This window comes from Paenibacillus sp. JT22N1, from assembly GCF_059692155.1.
Genome location: NZ_JCAUAW010000009.1, coordinates 19719 through 37396 on the forward strand (window position 1 = coordinate 19719; position 17678 = coordinate 37396).

The window sequence follows — 17678 nt, forward strand, 5'->3', positions numbered from 1 at the left end:
TGGCGTACCTTCATTATCAGGAAGATTAGCATTAAAATAAACAGACTGCGTTATGATCTTGGTGTCATATATTTCTGTATGTCAGCCTTTTCATCCGATATGTATGAGGTCGTGCTCTCCATGCTCACGCATACATTGGATCATGCAGTTTCACGAGGTTATTCTTTTCTTGTGGAATTATTAGAAGATTTGTTGGATCAGCAAATACAAGCCAGCAAGACTAACGATTATGGAGGCAAAACGGATATTTATTGATGCCTTTGATCGCTTGAGAGGTAGGACTATGCTGGAGTGAGAAGCGTTTAGCATTACAGCCCACACAAAAAGCATCGCGAGAATCGCGGTGCTTTTTGTGTGGGCTATTTACCAAAATAATCCTCTTTGTTTGTTCTAAACTCCCATTTCTTCATGCTTTAAAATTTTACAGCTGTCGCTCGGAAGATGTACAATTAACCGTTGTCCAACGGCAACATCGGATTTTTTATTCATATACAATCGTATGGTTTCCCCATCTGCAACGCTAACCATACACTCTTTTCTTTCTCCTGAAAATACAATATTCCGGACTTCCCCTTGAAGTGTATTTTCATTGGTGGAGAATTCATTACCGATTTGAATATCCTCAGGCCTAATAAATATGATTACTTTGTCCCCAATTTGGATTTCATTATGTTTGACTAAGCCTCTTAGTTGAAAACCATCACTTTGAATGATTGCATACCCGTTATCTTTGTCCACACACTGTCCGACAATTTTATTAGATATACCAACAAAGTCTGCTACGAAAGGTGTTTGCGGTTCATTATATATGTCATGAGGCGTCCCTAATTGCTGAATGACTCCGTTCTTCATCACGGCAATTCGATCCGACAATGTAAGCGCCTCTTCCTGATCGTGGGTGACATAAATCGAAGTAAATTTTAATTTATCTTTTAAATTCATAATTTCAAATCGTAATTCTTCTCTCAATTTAGCGTCCAAATTCGAAAGAGGTTCATCAAATAACACGACCTTAGGTTGATAAATTAATGCCCTTGCTAATCCCACTCTCTGCTGCTGTCCCCCTGATAATTCTCGCGGATATCGTTCAGCTAAATGATCTAATTGAACAAGCCGCAGCATCTCCATCACTTTGGCTTTTCGATCTTTTTTATTTTCTTTTCGAATTTTAAGCGGGAATTCTACGATTTCAAAAACGGTCATATGTGGGAAAAGGGCGAAATTTTGAAAAACCAATCCTATTTCTCTTTTGTGTGACGGAACATGCGTCAAATCGTTGCCTCTGATATAGATTTCTCCGCTATCTGGAGTCAGACTTCCTGTAATCATGTTCAACGTGGTTGATTTACCGCAGCCGCTGGAGCCGAGGAGTGTCAGCATTTCTCCCTCATAAATGCTTAAATTTAGTTGATTCACAACCGTTACGTTGCCAAATTTTTTCATAATATTCTTTAATTCAATCATTACCTTCTTGTCTCTCATAAACCTTTCACTCCTCCATTTAAATTTTCTGGTTTGATTTGCTTCACGATAACACCAAGAATAAGAATGGAAGGGATTAAAAGAACTACAGAGATGGCACTTGCAATTTCTTTATAACCGTCGCCAATGGAAAGATACGTCTGGATCGGCAGGGTAACCGTTTGCGGACCGTACGTCATCATGCTTAAAGTAAACTCATTAAAGGAGGTGACAAAGGCGAAAATTACCGCTGCCAAGATGCCAGGCATGGACATAGGAAGAATCAAATAAAGAAACCTTTGAACCCAATTCGCACCGCAGACCCCGCCCGCATCAATGACCCTTTGATCCAAGGCTTCAAAAGTAGCGGACATGATTAGGACTACATAAGGAATGGTAATCGTTGAATGTGCGAGCGCCACACCGAAATGAGTGTTAATCAGATCTATCGCATAAAATATTTTTGCTGTCCCTAACGCATAAGTTAATTCTGGTATCATTCTAGGAAGCAGAATAAGGGCGATCAGAAGTTCCTTCGCGCGTATCTTTCTTTTTCCTATTGCCCAAGCAGTCGGTATCCCAATCAACAAACTGATGATGATAGTTAATGCTGCTATAATCATACTATTCATCGTAACTTGAACCAGATCTGTCATTTGAAAAGCCCACTCGAACCAGCGCAAAGTCCATTTTTGAGGCAGCCATCTGGCACCGAACCAGCCTTCTCCGAAAGCGGACACGAAGATGACGGCAAATGGCGAAAGAATAAATAAGGCAAATCCCAAAAGGAACGCGTAAATCACAACTTTCTTTCCAGTCCGGATGGCCCGGATGCTATGAGTGATCGGATTCATTTATGCCGCGCTCCTTTTCTTAGTCAATTTAAAGTAAATCAAGATAAAAATAATCTCGAGAATTCCCATAATAATGGCAAGAGCGCTGGCTTTGGGCCAATTATTAAAAACACCCGCTTCCGTATAAATCGCAACCGTCAGCGGTCTGTAATTTCCACCGGCTATAAGCGGAACATTAAAGGCGCCGAAAGCAAGTAGGAAGGTCATCACCGAGCCGGAGCGAATACCGCTCATGCTTAAAGGCAAAGTAATATATCTGAATACTTCAAAAGGTTTGGCCCCGGTTATCGTAGCCGCTTGCTCTACGTTCCGGTCGATTCCTTCTATCGATGATAATGTCATCAGAATCGTATGGGGAGAATAAAGCCAGGCATAGAACAGGATCAAGCCGTAAAGCGTATAATTGATTTTCAACGGTTTATCGATAAATGGCAGCACTTGCGTAAGAAACAAATTGACCCAACCGTTCTTGTCCCAGACGATCAGCAGGCCGAGAGCACTGATTAACGCTAGTACCGTTAACGGCAGTAAAATCAATAATCGGATGAATGTATGGCCTTTTACCCGTTTCCTTAAGATTAAGGCCAGCGGCAAGGCGATAAGAACGGAAAGTATCGTTGTTGAAATAGCCAAAACAAATGTAATCCCGATAACGTTCCAATATTTTGCCGAGCTTAGTAAATCGATATAGTTCTGAAGGGTAAAACCGGTATGATTTCTTATCGTCAAGCTGTTCATGAAAGTAATGCAAAGCGGATAAATAAAGAGGCCGATGAAAAAGACGAGCCCGGGAAATAGAAACAATAAGGTGAGCAGTTTGTCTTTTTTTAATAGCATTAATATGGAAATGAGGAATCCTGATGAGAGATTCCTCATTTCACTTCACCTCCAACTGAAATTACTTAACCAAATCCATGCCTTTTTCTTTTAAGAACGTGAAAGCTTCATTATTATTCAATGGAATTCTGGATTTCTTAACTACGTCCCATGACGGTACGTTATTCCATACCGATTGAGGAACGTTGTCGTATTTATTGATTCCCATGTAGATCCACAGATTCTCCATCATCGATATTTGCGTCTTTTCCGAAAGCATCCAGTTCACAAACTTGGAAGCCAGCTCCTTTTGACTGTCGGGCGCATTAGTAGGTATCGCTAAATAAGCCGCACCGCCATAATGGCCGCTTGGGAAGAAGGTGGATTTCACGGATTTAGGCAGCAATCCTTGGTCTCTGGACCACAGTGTATAGTCAATTGCATATTCGGTAATCCAAACATCTTCAGAGGCAAATTGCTGGAACAATACCGGCGGCTCAGAAGCTAAAGGCTTAAAGAACGATTTGGAGAATTCGCTGAATTTGTTAATCCCGTTCGTCCATTCGGTTGATTTTTGTATGCTTTCAAAAGGCTTGGAGAAGTCTACCCCGTAACCGAGAAGAATATCACGCTGCATGATTCTTCCTCCGCCGGACTTTGCGTCCGAACGGATCATTCCGATGTGCCCGGTCCATTCATTGCGTCTTTCATAAAATTCTTCCCAAGATTTCGGAGGATTTTTGATTTTATCGGAGTTATACAAGATTCCAAATTGATCGTGCCAGAAAGGAGCCGCTTTACCGTTCGTCGCAATTCCTAAAGCATCTTTTAATTCACTAGGTTCAACCAGCGAAATATTAGGGATTTTCGGGTTCTTTTCAAGCGTTTCAAAAGGGATTCCAGCTTGAATCATATTACCGATGCCATCCGGCTTTAACAAGAGCACGTCGATATCACCATCACCTTTTTTCTGAGCGGCTAATCTTTGCTGGATTTCAGCCCCAGCCCCTGTGACATAGTTAATTTTGATTCCCAATTCGTTTGACGCTTTTGGAATCATCTCGCTAAAAAACTTTTGCGTGTTTGCGCCGCCTGCGGTATCGATAAAAGTAATGGATTGGTTTTTTTGCTCAGGAGACGGTTTACTTGCATTGTCCTTCGTGCTTTCGACAGAACTGCTTGAACAACCGGCAATTAGAGATAAGCTTAATGTCATAATGACGGATAACTTCAACATGGATTTCATATTTATCTTCTCCTTTATTTTGTATACATATTTAACAGCTGTTCCATATTTCTAACGATAAAATCAGGAAAAATTCCAAGCTTGTTTTCTCGCAAATATTGATTGTGTTCATTAATCCAGACGGTACGCAGCCCCGCTTGCACGCCCCCAGCCATATCCGTCATAAAATTATCTCCAACCATTATGCAATGATCGGGGTCAAGTCCATATCGGTTAAGCACATATTCAAACAAATAAGGCGAGGGCTTCCCGATGTGTTCGATCTTCTGGCCGGTCATCGTTTCAATCGCAGCGGTTAAAGAACCTGTTTCAGGAACAATCTTCCCTCCGCTTCCAACATGGTGCGAATCGCAATTCGTCCCAATTACTTTCGTTCCTAGGTAGGCATCATTGACGATCATCTGCAGCTTGTCATAATCAAACGTAACATCTCTTCCGACAAGGATGACATCGGCCGGCTCCGGATTGTCGATCGGAATAAGTTCATGTCCCGCATCAAGTACCGAGCTTTGCAATGCTTCGCTGCCCGCTACCTTGACCTTGACACAACCGCCGAATTTCACCTTAATGTAATGACCAGCGTTGTCCGTTACCGTAACAATTTCATCGGGTTCGGCTTCTATGCCGATGCGTCTCATTTTGGAAGCAATCTCTTTTGCCGTCTGAGTTGAATTATTGGTAATGAAGAAACAACGTTTCCCTTCATGTTTGAGAAGTTCCAACAGCTCCTTAGCCCCGGCAGCCGGCGTATCGCCATAATAGATACATCCGTCCAAATCAAAAAGAAATGCTTTCATGCTGTTCATTGATACACTGCCCATTTCTTACTCCTTCGCTATTAGTTTTGAAATCAATGGTCTGCCCGTCCATCCCGAGGATATCACCTCCCATCATACTTAAAAGTGTCGGAGCTACATCGACGATATGAATTTCGGGTATTTGCATGCCTGTAGGAATCGATTTGCCTGCGGCAACAAAGATGCATTTCAATTCGTCATGATCAGGCAAATAGCCGTGCATCCCTTGAAACTTAGTTCCTTGCATAAACACAAGATCTCCCTCGTGTTCAAAATGAATGAAACAATCCATCTCAGCTTCTATAGCAAAATCGGGACGTTGATCCTCCATTTCTCCTTCTACAGGCAAACCCAACCACTCAAAATCCTGAGGTTCAAAAAGTCTTCCTACCCCTTCCATTTTCTGCAAGGCTTGTTTCACTTGCTGCTTCAATTCAGCTTTCATAGTGGGGTCTTCTTCAAATATATACACGTATCCGGAACCGCCATTGGATACCGCTGCCACCTTGCTTTGCTCTGGTCGGTTCGGATCGAACCAACCTTTTTGTTTGAAGCATACATTTGGAAAAACCGTTTTCGTGGTATCGACGAATCCATGATCGGATACAATACATAGAGCGGTGTCCTCCCAGATCCCTTCTTCTTTCAGAGTCGAAACGATTTCTCCGATACGCTCGTCGATATACTCCAAGGACCAGTACACTTCTTGCGATCGGGTGCCGTAATCATGCTGGTAGCTATCCGGAAGCAAATAATGAAGCAGCATGAGATTAGGTTTATGCTTCCGTATCAAATGCTTGGCAACTTCCGTCGTCATCCAATCCTGCATGTGCCCCCGAGCATGATCCTTGCTCCAGGAACCGTAATGTTCAACCGGTAGTCCAGCTTCTTTAAGCTCTTTCCACAGACTCGGTGTAGCATAGCTTTCAAATAAATCCTGATCATAAAATTCAGGAATATTATAATCAATCGATTTGGCTTCTCTGGTAACCGGCCAGCATACGGAAGCCGTTGTCCATCCCAGACGTTTGGCCGTGTCATAAATGGTCTCTCTTTGAAGAATATCTTCTTTGCCCCACGTGCTGTCGCTAAAATATTCGCCGACGCTTTTCGTGGAGCGATTCATCACCCAGTTTCCTAGTATCCCATGCTTACGGGGATATGTGCCGGTAACGATGCTCGAGTGAATGGCCCAGGTCGCCGTTGGAAATACGCTTTTCATCGCATTGGCCACTACACCTTGCTTGATTAAAGATCTTAAATGCGGCATTCTAACCTGCGGTTCCTGCAAGTAGAAGTTCGCCATACCGTCAATGCTGAGTAAAATGATATAAGAAGGCTGTTGACTAGCTGCTTCAGAACTCATTTTCTTCCCCCTTAGAGATAGTTTTTCTTCAGTAAAACGAAATGAACAGAAAAAAAGAAAGCTCAACAATAAACAGACATAGCAATGCTAAGTTTCTGTTTATTGTTCAGAGCTTTCTCTTGGGCACGACTCTAAACAAATAGGGATATTTATATATCTTGAAAAGTTAATGACCACAAGCTTTGTTCACTGACGGAAAGCGCAGTTGCGCCAGCCTCTAGACATTCGACTGCCTCTTCTTTCGTATGAATGAGCCCGCTCGCGATGATGGGGATATGATTATATGCATCCGTAAAAGCAGCAATCGTTTTACGAACAACCCCAGGCATAAGCTCCACACCATCAGGGCAAACATTCTCTACTGTTTTAAGTCCATTTTGCAGTGCTTGAGAATCAATAATAAACAAGTGAAGTATTCCGAATAAATTAGCTTTTTTCGCTTCAGCGATCAGATGACTTTTTGGCGTGACAATTCCGTCCGCTCCAATGTAATCTGCTATAAAGCTTACTGTTTCTTTGTCGGTATTGGATAAGCCCTTAATCAGATCGACATGGACAAAAGCACCTTTTCCGGCTTGCTTGACCAACTGAACGGCGTTAATAATTTCCTTCACCGTTCCACCCATGAAAAAGATATTGTCCACTTGACTTTCGATTGCTTGTCCAACATCTCGCACATTACGTAAAGCGGCAATAATCGGCTTCTGGCCAACTTTATGAAGCAGATTCATGTTGTATTGACCTTTCTTTCTTGTGGTTCTGTTATTATCATACCCAATAATTATTATGAGAATGTCAATGGTTTGTAAAAAGTATATTAAAATGGAGACGTCTATTTTCGAAATGATGAATGTAACCGCGGACCTTGTATCAACGTTAATCCCTACTGCATTCGTGGTTTTGCTTAATTTCCGCAAGCTGCTCATTTTTAAAATTTTCAGTGAATAACTCAAAGAAAACAAAAAAACGGAACCCCTTGTTTGGGTTTCCGGTCTTATAAACACTAGAAAACTTCATTCAACCGCCCATCCCGAAACCTTACAATTAAGATTTGTCGTTAAAAACGTAAATACGGCGTTAAGCATGGTACAAGAAGGTCTGGGTGTTGCCATACTGTCGCAACTATCGTTTTGGGCGCTTCCGCCAAAGTACCTTGATGTTACTGTAAAGCGATATAATCGGCCGTTCGAATCGCCAAGGCAACGATGGTCAGTGTAGGATTGGTTCCGCTTACCGTGGGGAATACGCTGTTGTCCGCTACATATAAACCGGAAATGCCATGCACCTGACCGAATCGATTGGTTACGGAAGTAAGCGGGTTATCACCCATGCGGCATGTGCCTGCCTCATGAATGCTTCCTCCGGGTTGACGCATACAGATTTCAGTTTGGCCTGGTTCCTTTTGCAAAGTAACTCCCGCGGACGCAGCAAATCGTTTCAAAGTCGCCTCCATCCGGTTTATGACCGCATAGTCACGCTTGCTGTAAGAGAAATCAATTTTAATGAACGGAACGCCGTAACGGTCTCTTTTGGTCGGGGAAAGAAATACTCTGTTTTCGTATCGGGGCTGAACCTCGCCGAATCCCAAAATATGCAAGGATAACTCCTCTTGAAAAGGGATATTTTGATACTGCTGAAAATAAACCTCTTTACCTATCCCTCCTCCCATCTGAATCTGGAATGGTTCGTGTTCCGAGGCAGGCATGAGCAAACCTACGATTCCGGGTATCTCCGAGAATTCCTTTCGGCTTACTTTTCCACCGGCAACGATGAACGAATGGTCCGTCAAATAATGTCCGATCGCTTTTCCCGGGATACCGGAAGCAAGCAGCAGCCTGGGATTTTCTAGCGTACTTGTCGCCAAAACCACCTTTTTTGCTTTGATATTATAGGATCTTAGAGCGGGATCCATTACGGTAACCCCTGTTACTTTATCCTTATCCTGAGAAATTTGAACGCAGCGGGCATTCACGGCTAAATCGAAGGCGCGAAGGTTTAACGCATATGCGAGAAACACGATGGAACTAAAAAAGGGGTTAGAGAAAACTTTTCCATATTTGGACGATTTCGTATAAACGGCGTATGGATACGGGATCACGTTTGGAAATCCATTTTCCTGGAGACGTTTAAACAAGACTTGCTGCGCAGATGAATCTTCGAAGAAATCCGGCCCTACATTCATGACTTGTTCGGCGATATTGTAATAGGGATTAATTTCTTCGTAAGACAGCGGCCATTCGGCAAACGCCGATGGAGGGAAGCGCGGGGAAACCAAACCCCAGAATATAGTTTTACCGCCAAGCGCAAGGACCTGATTGGCTAACGGGAATTCGACCGGATCTTCGATTGCGGGGAACAGTACTTTATGGCTCGCTGCAAAACGTACCGCGCGCTCCCCGCCCAGTGTCGCAACATTATTCATATGTGTCGGCAGCACGAGACCTCCTGCCTCAACAACGCCGATACGCTTCCCGCTGTTTTTCCACTTTTCGCATAATCTCCAGAGAACCGCTCCGCCGCCGGCACCAGTGCCGACAATAAGGACGTCGTATTCCGTATTGGCCATTTGCTCAAGCGGTGTCAGCGGAATCCAGTCATCCTGGCGTCCTTCTTCAACAATAGGCGAACAAAATGGGACATTTAAATTTGCCTGATTGGCGGAATCCGAAGGAAGATTTACTTTTTGCCCCCCAATGCCGAGATCCGGATTTGGAATGTGCGGATTGATAAGAATGAGGTCAACCAGTTCGATGTTATATTTCTGGGCAATGGCGATAAGGGTTTCTTCTGCATGGGCGACATGGATCCGCAAGTTTCTCACTCCCTTTATGGAAATAATAATAGGTATGAATGAAGAAATCCGATTATGTATTTGAATCGAATTCTGCGATAAATCGAGACCCTTTTGGGCAAACACACATATAAATAAATGGTGATATGGATATGACGAACAAAGGGGACATTACAATGATAAATGCGAGAATTGGCAATAGGCTGTTCTTTGAAACACGGCCAATTCATGTAACGATATGGAATGAGTATGTACACGAGAAGACGGACCCAAAGGTAGCGAACATTTATCCGAATGGGATACACAAAACGATTATGGGCGGTCTTAAACCATACGGGTTCCGGATCATGACTGCAACATTGGAACAACCCGAACATGGCTTGACGGAAGAGGTATTAAATCATACAGATGTTTTAATCTGGTGGGGGCATGTGGCTCATGATCAAGTTAGTGATGAAATTGTCGAAAGGGTGTATAAGCGAGTATTGCAGGGGATGGGACTGATCGTGCTGCACTCGGCACATTTATCGAAACTATTTAGGAAATTGATGGGTACCACCTGCGATTTAAAATGGAGAGAGGATGCCGAAAAGGAAAGATTGTGGGTTGTCGATCCTGCTCATCCGATCACGGAAGGCATCGGGCAGTATTTTGAACTGCAGCATGAAGAAATGTATGGAGAATTTTTCGATATACCTGCTCCCAGTGAGCTTATATTTGTAAGTTGGTTTCAAGGCGGGGAAGTGTTCCGCAGCGGATGTACATTTTTCCGCGGTCTCGGTAAGATATTTTATTTCCGGCCGGGACATGAAGCGTATCCGACCTATCACAATAAAGACGTTTTGCGGGTCATAGCAAATGCTGTACGTTGGGCTGCGTCCGCTCATGGGGCTATTCCAGTCTATGGCAATGCTAAGGCTCTCGAAAATTGTAATAGTGCAAGGTTGAGCTCCCCTATTTATAACATCAATCAATTAAAAGGATTTGATTAAACTCTCCCTCCACTTGAGTGTCTCATCGTGTCATATTCATCGACAGCCGTGCTGGCTGCTGCGGTGCCAAACTGACCTAGCAAGGAGATAAACAGTGCCATAACCAGCAAAATACTTACCTCGCGTTTCATTTCTTTCATCAAATAATCACACCACACTTTCGTTGAGTAGGATAATTGCCTTTATGCGTGACTCTAAAAAAGAGGCGTGCAGGGAACTTACCTTTCCTCCCCAGCACGCCAACTGAACCCTGCCGTCCTTTTTGTTATTTATTTTTGGATTTATACCACTCTGTGGCTTTACCAATGACTTCATTGCCACCTAATGATCTGTACTTTTTGACAAATTCATCAAAGTAATCCAGAGGTTTCTCACCCAAAATGATTTGTGTAGCCGCTTCTAAATAAAGAGGTGAATTGTTGAAGCCAAAGTTCGGCACTTCTGGCAGATTGGTTTTAATCACCGGCAAGCCTTGCAGCAAGTTGGGAATGGATTCGCTTCGTCCGACTTCATAAGGCAGACATCGGCACAATGATGCTCTGGAGTACGCATTCCAGGTCCTTGCCATAATTAATCGGATAGACGCATGTCAAACAACCCTTTCGCTTTTCAAGCGAGCAGGGCCGTTTATTCATTACTTATATTCAATCTGAACTTCGATACAGGTCCACCGATTCTAGTGCATGTAAAACGAGCGGCTCTATTAGGTTACTGGAGCTGGGTTAAACAGACACAAAGCATTGTGCAATCCCCAGTGGTCTGCCCAAGTCTTCTTTTTCCCGCTTGCTACATCTACTATCATGCGAAAAATCTCCCAGCCCACTTCTTCAATAGTTGCTTCACCCGTTGCTATCGTTCCTGCATTCACATCGATTAAATCATGCCACTGTTCCGTTAAAGAATTTCGAGTAGATACTTTAATAACTGGTGCCATCGCTAACCCATAAGGTGTGCCTCTACCCGTTGTAAAAACTTGCATATTTACCCCCGAGGCTAGTTGCAAAGTACCGCAAACAAAATCGCTTGCAGGTGTCGCCGCATAGATGAGCCCTCTTTGAGTCGCTTTTTCACCTGGGGATAATACGCCTACAATGGGACTGCTGCCCGATTTGATAATCGATCCAAGTGACTTCTCTACCACGTTTACCAATCCGCCTCTTTTATTTCCCGGTGACGGATTCGCACTCCGATCCGCTTGACCTTTTTGCAAATAATTATCGTACCACTTCATTTCTTGTATTAATGCCTGGCCCACTTTTTGATTGATTACGCGCGGCGTTAGCAGGTGAACGGCATCCCGCACTTCGGTGACCTCTGAGAATAGAACCGTTGCGCCAGCTTGAACCAACAGATCAGCGGCAAACCCTACCGCCGGGTTCGCCGTCACCCCGGAAAAAGCATCACTTCCTCCACATTGTAAACCAACTACTAGATCGGACACAGGACAAGTTACGCGCTGTCGTCGATTCAACTTTACCAATTTTTCTTCCGCCATACTCATAATGGACTGAATCATACTCATAAAACCATGATGATCTTGCAGAGATACGATGTTGGAGGAGTCTCCGTCCGGAAGCAATCTTTCCGGTATTAACTTCTCACAACCCAACCCCACCACTAGAACTTCACCGCCAAAATTGGGATTGGTCGCGATATTTTGGATGGTGCGAATCGGAATGATAGCATCAGGAGCATTAATCGCAACTCCGCAACCATAATTATGAGTTAAAGCCACGACATCCTCTACATTTTGATAGCCCGGAAGCAATTGTTCTTTAATCTTTTTCACAGCATAGTCAAGCACCCCTGCAACACATTGAACGCTTGTAGTGATTCCCAGAATATTTTTCGTGCCGACACTGCCATCTTCGTTACGATATCCCTCAAAAGTGTACCCTTCAAGCGGCGGCAGCGGTAACGGTATATGATTGGCAATCGGCAGCTCATCTAACTCAGGAGGCGTGGGGAGTCTTACCAACTTCTCCTCCACCCAACTACCTTGTGGGATCGGACTATCCGCGTACCCGATAACTTCACCGTAGCGAACGATAGGTTCATCCTGCTCTAAATCAGTTAGGGCTACTTTATGCCCTTGCGGAATGCTTTCCCTAAGTTCTAGACCACAAGAAAAGATACTGCCTTTAGACAACCCACCGGAATTAACGATAATCGCAACATTATCCTCGGCGCGAACCTTTATGTAAAGAGGCGCTTCATTTAGACTTTTTGCTCGCTCAGACATATATATGTCCTCCTTATATCATGATCCCGGTCTCATGGATATCATCAGGGTCGGAGTTAACACCAAGCCGACTAATCTCGTTGTAGGCCATCAGTAGCGGTGCTACACCATGCCCGTTATTATCCACGATTTGTTCTGCGAAGAAATAATACGCAAGACTGCCATCTCGCATTTGTCCGGTTTCCGGCTTTTTGCCAAGGCCAGCACTTCTGCAAATGCCGCCTAGTAGCACTTCACCATCTTCTTCCCTCAGGTAACGAGCAAGCGTTCCGTTAAAAGCCTGTATACCGTATACGGCATACTCTTTTGGCAGATATCCCAATCGCGCACTTTTCAGAATGGCATAAGCTAACATCAGCGTACCGCTGGTTTCGAGATAATTGCCCGGATACTCCTTCTTATCCACGACCTGATACCACATACCCTCGCTATGTTGGTACGGCAGCATGTCATCTATAAGCTCCTTGATATAATCTTTGAGGATGCCGGTGTCTGCCGGCTCTCCTTCAAGCAGCTCCAACACATCCACCAATGCCATCGCGAACCAGCCAACCGCACGCCCCCACACATTTGGTGATTGCCCTGTTGATTTATCGCACCAGAAAATGTCGCGACTCTCGTCATAAGCGTGGGTGTACAACCGCTTCTCTTGGTTATATATAGATTGGCGGACATTTTTGAACTGCTGCAGCGTATCGGAATAATCCTTGACCTCTATGAATTGCTTCACGTACTGTACATAGAAAGGCTGCCCCATATACAATCCATCCAGCCAAACCTGGTAGGGGTAGTTTTCTTTATGCCAGAACGAACCGGAACTCGTTCTCGGATAAGAAGCCAACTGCTGATACAACATATCCATGATCCTTTTATATTTGGGCTCCCGCTCCCTTTGGTATAGCGTAAACAAAACTCCAGCCATCCGGATTTGGTCGATATTATAACTGCTGATTTGGATTTCAGGGATATTGCCGCCCGAGTCAAAAAGCTGATCTATATAGCTTTTTACAAAGATATAATCTCTTTCACTGCCGGTTTGTTCGTAGCAGTCCAAATACGCCTTTAAGATACAGCCCTCGATATAATGCCACCTTACGGAATACCACTTCTCACTGGACATATATGCTGCTTTCAGTTTTTCTACCAATTCATAGGTCAACAGGTGCACCTCCTTGATGGATAACGCAATTGTGGGTCAGTCGCCGAGCTGGCGATTACTGTGATCTCGAAAGGGCATCTCGATACTGGCCCGGCGTCATGCCAGTAGCTTTGCGGAAGGTCCGGATAAATCCAGTGGAGTTGGTATAGTTAAGACGTTCCGCGATTTCCGTAATCTTCATATTGCTGTCCTTTAACCACAGTTTCGCCATATTCATCCGGTAATTCGTCAAATAATCGATAAACGTCGTTCCAATCTCTTTCTTGAACACTCGGCTTAAATAGACTGGATGAAAACGGAATTGTGCAGCGCACAATTCCAGCGTAAGATCCTGATCGTATTTTTCGTGAATGAGCTCGATCATTTGGTGTGCGATATTGATATATTGTGAATCGATGCGTCCCTGTAGGAAAGCAAGGGTGGGCGGGATCAGCTCTGTCTTAAACCAAGTCATAATTTCCTCCGCCGTATTCAATTTCATGAATCGGATAATGACCGATTTGGCGCCGATTAATCCATCCAGCATGCCACCTTGCTGCCCAACAAGCCGATAAATTTTGACGATTAATTGAAGCATAAATATTTGAAAATCATTGAACGAAACGCTCTTCTCCAAAATCGCTGACGCATACTGGTTATAATACTCGTAAGCAGAAACAGCATCGCCTGTTTTAAGTCCATTCATCAAGCTTTCTTCAAGGTGATTCCAGGATGCAGAGGGCTGAACGCTGTTCCGGTGAACCGGTTCGATATCTTCATAGCCCAGGATGAGCTCATTTCCAAGACTAATTCTGCGTTTCAAAGCCTCCAAAGCCTCTGAGTATGCATCCATCGCATTCGTGTATCTATGAAATGGCCGACTGATTCCTATACTGATTTTGAGCTGAAGAAGCTCGTGCACCTTCGACTTCATAAGCTCCGCCATTTCATAGAAGTAGCCCTTCAGTTCATCCGGATCCTCCGAATCGCCTAGCAGTATCGTTACCTGAGACTGATCCAGCAGCAAAGTACCCAAGATACGGTCGTTAGGGATTAGCTCCCCAACGACATTGTTGATCGCAAATAACAGCAGCTCCTTATCGCTATCCAAGTATCGGGTGTCCTCTAGAGAATCAATTTGCAGGGCAAGCACTCCTAGTGCCTTCCCCTTTTCCCCAAAGCCATAGGTCTCATACTTATAGGAGAATTCGCTTTCTGTGACCTGTCCCATTATCAACTTCAACAGGAAAAATTCCTTCACCTGCCCACTCTGAACCTGCAGTTGCTGCTGAAGCTGCTTTCTCGTGCTAAACAAGGATGAAAAGCGCTCTTCGATTAAAGCGAATTCATCCCGCTTTTTGTTCCCTATGGACTCTCCTCCGAACTGCTCCATCATCATAAATAGCCGATGGATCGGCCTATACATGCGGCGGGTTCCGTAGAAGGCGGCTAATGCGATTAGAATAAAAATAATCACACAAGCATTTAAGGTGATGAATGCAATTTTCTTAGATTCCCTCGTAATTGCATCAATGGACACGATCGAAACATAGGACCAGCCGTTATAAGAGGAAACTCTATAGTTGACCCCCATATCGCCCATTTCAAAGGACCCCTCTGGTTCCGTCGCGACATTCATCCTTTGCAGGATGGAAGGCTGGATCCCTACATTGCTGGAACTAGCTAAGAACGGCTCCCTATTTCGATTAAGTACATAAATATTTCCTAATTGGGTGTTTTGGGCCAAATTGCTCAGTAACGCATCATGCGACATGTCAATCATCAACAATGCTTTAGGAGTGGTCGTGGTCGTAGAGGAAATCATTGGAAGCTTGACGACCAACCGGATCTTATTTTCATCTAAGGAACTACCGATAGTAGCTAACCAAAATAAATTTTGAGGGCGCTTGGCATAATCGCTCAGTAAATCTCGATTCACAAAATCTTCTGTTGATGTAAAACCGAGATTGCTGATCATCCAGTCGTGCTCCAAATTAATCAGCTGCGTGTCGGCTACACCCGCAATCGAATGAAGATTATACAAGCCTTTGGAGAGATTGTTGATCGTTTGAAAATCATCATTCTGTAAATCATGGTAGATGAAATCGCTTACCAACGGTGAATTGATGTACTGTACAGCGCCCATTTCGACGTTCTTTAAGATTTGCTCCATTCGCATCTGATTTTGCAGCAGGATCTGTACATTCCCCTCATTAACCTTCTTCCCAATATCCTTTGAGGCAATATAGTAGGAGATGAGCCCAATGCAAACGACCGGAACTGCGCTCAACAGAAGAGAGAAGACAAGCATTCGATATAAGTATTTTGGCAACGGAAACCTCTCCTTTCTTCGCTTTCAAGGATTCGACATTACCATTATATCAGAGGAATCTACGATGCCTATGCATACAAATACTAGAACTAGAGTGTCTTACTTCTTCTGCTTCGCATACTCGGCCGTATATTCTTCAATCACCTTGTCACCGCCGGCTTTTCTCCATTTATCCACTTCTGCTTGCCAACCAGCCTCATCAATTTTCCCCATAATAAATTTGGTTTGGGCATCACGAATTAATGTATCCAATTCTCCGCCTTTTTCAGAATACATCTTGGAGTTCATCGTTAACGCCACATTGGGCACCACATTCTTCAGGTTGTCGGCAATGACCTTCCAACCCTTCGCCTGCAAATCTGATAATTTCAGAGGCAGACCCGTTCCGGTCACCTCAAATGAAGGTAGACTGTCACGATAAGGCTTAACCTCGAGATTAAATTGGGTCAAGTCTTTAAACTCCGCTTTTCCGTCAGCCGTCTTAATAAAATGTTTGCCTTCAATCCCTCTGGTTAAAAGTGTCGACATCTCTGGCTCAAGCAGTTTATCGAAGAAGCCCAGCAGTCGCTTTAATTCCTCTTCTGACTTGACACTCGATTTCGGGAAGACGAAGAAGCCGTTATTGCCGGGCTCAGCCGGTACACGATTGCCTGACGGTCCCATATAAGGGGCAATATCAACTACACCATTAGGTACAGCTTTTTTTAGATTGTCTTGCGAGGTCGCAGCTGCCGAGGCAACGGTATTAACCCGAATCCCCACCTTGCCTGCATTCCATTTATTATCGGCATCAGCTGTTTGTACAACGGAAAAGTCCTGATTGATTAATTTTTCCTGATATAGTCTGCGAAGCAGCTTCATGGACTCGAAATATGGTTTGGTCATAAATTCAGCTGTCACCTTACCTCCTTCTATACCCCATTTATTCGGTGCTCCCTGAGAAACGGCGAGTCGGGTCAGAAAGGAGCTGCTGGCAACCGGGTCGTTATAGGACTTATCAAGAAAAATACCATACGAATCGTTCTGACCATTCTTATCTGGATCCTTCTCCGCGATGGTCTTCATGAGGTTATACCAGTCATCTAAGGCTACCGGCGTCTTTAGGCCAAGTTCATCAAACCAATCCTTCCGGTACGTGATACCGGCACGGCCAATGTCCCGGTACAAAGGCAAACTATATAACTTGCCATCAACCTTTAAATTTTCATAATACAGTGCGTTGACACCTGATAAGTTTTTATAATCCTTCAACAAAGGGCCGATCTCCCAAAACAAGCCGGATTGGATCGCGCTAAGCGTAGTGGCGTTCGATGTAATTTTAAATGCTTTGGGCATTTCATTAGAGGCAATCATGATGTTTTTCTTATCTTCGAAAGCAGCGGATGGAATCCATTGCATATCGATTTTTGAATTCGTGTATTTCTCGATAGCCTGCTCCACTTCGCTGCCTTTTTTCGGAGCTTCTCCGATTTGAGGTGTAGCGATAGTAACTTCCAACGGCGTATTATCCTGCTGTGCAGTTGGCGAACTCTTCTCGCCCGCGCACCCCGCTAAAGCACTTACAGTCGTCAGCAATGAAACCACAGTGATAAAGCGCTTACTTACCATACAAAACCCCTCCTGAATGTTTGTTTATGTAAACG

The 17678-nt window shown here is 44.1% G+C and carries 16 protein-coding genes; 2 read left to right on the forward strand and 14 right to left on the reverse strand.

The annotated features are described in order from the left end of the window. Window positions 1-78 precede the first annotated feature (78 nt). Window positions 79-255: a hypothetical protein gene (locus AC58UU_RS17935; protein ID WP_497317879.1), complete on the forward strand. Its 177-nt coding sequence runs from the start codon at window positions 79-81 to the stop codon at window positions 253-255. 135 nt (window positions 256-390) lie between these two features. Here the strand turns inward: AC58UU_RS17935 and AC58UU_RS17940 are convergent, their stop codons facing one another. The 8 genes from AC58UU_RS17940 to AC58UU_RS17975 all read right to left on the reverse strand — a co-directional run bounded on the left by AC58UU_RS17940 (window position 391) and on the right by AC58UU_RS17975 (window position 9352). Then, on the reverse strand, window positions 391-1482 hold the full coding sequence (locus AC58UU_RS17940; RefSeq protein ID WP_497317881.1) for an ABC transporter ATP-binding protein: 1092 nt from the start codon (window positions 1480-1482) through the stop codon (window positions 391-393). Then, the gene (locus tag AC58UU_RS17945) at window positions 1479-2315 is read right to left on the reverse strand and encodes an ABC transporter permease (protein WP_497317883.1); all 837 of its coding nucleotides are present in this window, start codon (window positions 2313-2315) and stop codon (window positions 1479-1481) included. Before AC58UU_RS17945 ends, AC58UU_RS17940 begins: the two co-directional genes overlap by 4 nt. Then, on the reverse strand, window positions 2316-3191 hold the full coding sequence (locus tag AC58UU_RS17950; protein WP_497317885.1) for an ABC transporter permease: 876 nt from the start codon (window positions 3189-3191) through the stop codon (window positions 2316-2318). 22 nt (window positions 3192-3213) lie between these two features. Then, window positions 3214-4377 carry an extracellular solute-binding protein gene (locus AC58UU_RS17955; RefSeq protein WP_497317887.1) on the reverse strand — a complete coding sequence of 388 codons (1164 nt, stop codon included), beginning with the start codon at window positions 4375-4377 and terminating at the stop codon, window positions 3214-3216. Window positions 4378-4391: 14 nt separating this feature from the next. Next, complete coding sequence (locus tag AC58UU_RS17960) at window positions 4392-5174, reverse strand: HAD-IIA family hydrolase (protein WP_497317889.1); 783 nt, start codon at window positions 5172-5174, stop codon at window positions 4392-4394. Beyond that, window positions 5155-6540, reverse strand: a complete 1386-nt coding sequence (locus tag AC58UU_RS17965; protein ID WP_497317891.1) for an alkaline phosphatase family protein — start codon at window positions 6538-6540, stop codon at window positions 5155-5157. The genes AC58UU_RS17960 and AC58UU_RS17965 overlap by 20 nt, the downstream gene beginning before the upstream one ends. A 149-nt stretch (window positions 6541-6689) precedes the next feature. Continuing rightward, a complete protein-coding gene (locus AC58UU_RS17970; RefSeq protein ID WP_497317893.1) occupies window positions 6690-7271 on the reverse strand; it encodes a glycerol-3-phosphate responsive antiterminator in 582 nt (193 codons plus the stop codon). A 428-nt stretch (window positions 7272-7699) separates the two neighbouring features. After that, window positions 7700-9352: a GMC oxidoreductase gene (locus AC58UU_RS17975; protein WP_497317895.1), complete on the reverse strand. Its 1653-nt coding sequence runs from the start codon at window positions 9350-9352 to the stop codon at window positions 7700-7702. Between the two features lie 155 nt (window positions 9353-9507). On the opposite strand from AC58UU_RS17975, the gene AC58UU_RS17980 reads away from it, so the two are divergent. Next, the gene (locus AC58UU_RS17980; RefSeq protein WP_497317897.1) at window positions 9508-10323 is read left to right on the forward strand and encodes a ThuA domain-containing protein; all 816 of its coding nucleotides are present in this window, start codon (window positions 9508-9510) and stop codon (window positions 10321-10323) included. Here AC58UU_RS17980 and AC58UU_RS17985 read toward each other — a convergent pair. From AC58UU_RS17985 to AC58UU_RS18010, 6 genes are all read right to left on the reverse strand, one after another. After that, on the reverse strand, window positions 10320-10454 hold the full coding sequence (locus tag AC58UU_RS17985) for a hypothetical protein (RefSeq protein WP_497317899.1): 135 nt from the start codon (window positions 10452-10454) through the stop codon (window positions 10320-10322). The genes AC58UU_RS17980 and AC58UU_RS17985 overlap by 4 nt on opposite strands. 134 nt (window positions 10455-10588) lie before the next feature. Beyond that, the gene (locus AC58UU_RS17990; protein WP_497317901.1) at window positions 10589-10891 is read right to left on the reverse strand and encodes a hypothetical protein; all 303 of its coding nucleotides are present in this window, start codon (window positions 10889-10891) and stop codon (window positions 10589-10591) included. A gap of 135 nt (window positions 10892-11026) precedes the next feature. Further along, a complete protein-coding gene (gene garD / locus AC58UU_RS17995) occupies window positions 11027-12565 on the reverse strand; it encodes a galactarate dehydratase (protein ID WP_497317903.1) in 1539 nt (512 codons plus the stop codon). 13 nt (window positions 12566-12578) lie between these two features. Beyond that, window positions 12579-13733, reverse strand: coding sequence for a glycoside hydrolase family 88/105 protein (locus tag AC58UU_RS18000; protein ID WP_497317905.1), 1155 nt, complete (start codon window positions 13731-13733; stop codon window positions 12579-12581). Window positions 13734-13779: 46 nt separating this feature from the next. After that, window positions 13780-16035 (reverse strand): helix-turn-helix transcriptional regulator, encoded by a 2256-nt coding sequence (locus AC58UU_RS18005; RefSeq protein ID WP_497317907.1) that lies wholly within the window; start codon window positions 16033-16035, stop codon window positions 13780-13782. Between the two features lie 99 nt (window positions 16036-16134). Continuing rightward, entirely contained in the window at window positions 16135-17643 is a 1509-nt protein-coding gene (locus tag AC58UU_RS18010; protein ID WP_497317908.1) for an extracellular solute-binding protein, read from the reverse strand. Window positions 17644-17678 lie beyond the last annotated feature (35 nt).

Coding starts and splice junctions, on each gene's coding strand:
- AC58UU_RS17935 (WP_497317879.1), top strand. CDS start 79: ATGTCAGCCTTTTCATCCGATATGTATGAGGTCGTGCTCTCCATGCTC.
- AC58UU_RS17980 (WP_497317897.1), top strand. CDS start 9,508: ATGATAAATGCGAGAATTGGCAATAGGCTGTTCTTTGAAACACGGCCA.
- AC58UU_RS17940 (WP_497317881.1), bottom strand. CDS start 1,482: ATGAGAGACAAGAAGGTAATGATTGAATTAAAGAATATTATGAAAAAA.
- AC58UU_RS17945 (WP_497317883.1), bottom strand. CDS start 2,315: ATGAATCCGATCACTCATAGCATCCGGGCCATCCGGACTGGAAAGAAA.
- AC58UU_RS17955 (WP_497317887.1), bottom strand. CDS start 4,377: ATGAAATCCATGTTGAAGTTATCCGTCATTATGACATTAAGCTTATCT.
- garD (WP_497317903.1), bottom strand. CDS start 12,565: ATGTCTGAGCGAGCAAAAAGTCTAAATGAAGCGCCTCTTTACATAAAG.
- AC58UU_RS17950 (WP_497317885.1), bottom strand. CDS start 3,191: ATGAGGAATCTCTCATCAGGATTCCTCATTTCCATATTAATGCTATTA.
- AC58UU_RS18010 (WP_497317908.1), bottom strand. CDS start 17,643: ATGGTAAGTAAGCGCTTTATCACTGTGGTTTCATTGCTGACGACTGTA.
- AC58UU_RS17960 (WP_497317889.1), bottom strand. CDS start 5,174: ATGAAAGCATTTCTTTTTGATTTGGACGGATGTATCTATTATGGCGAT.
- AC58UU_RS17985 (WP_497317899.1), bottom strand. CDS start 10,454: ATGAAACGCGAGGTAAGTATTTTGCTGGTTATGGCACTGTTTATCTCC.
- AC58UU_RS17965 (WP_497317891.1), bottom strand. CDS start 6,540: ATGAGTTCTGAAGCAGCTAGTCAACAGCCTTCTTATATCATTTTACTC.
- AC58UU_RS17970 (WP_497317893.1), bottom strand. CDS start 7,271: ATGAATCTGCTTCATAAAGTTGGCCAGAAGCCGATTATTGCCGCTTTA.
- AC58UU_RS17990 (WP_497317901.1), bottom strand. CDS start 10,891: ATGGCAAGGACCTGGAATGCGTACTCCAGAGCATCATTGTGCCGATGT.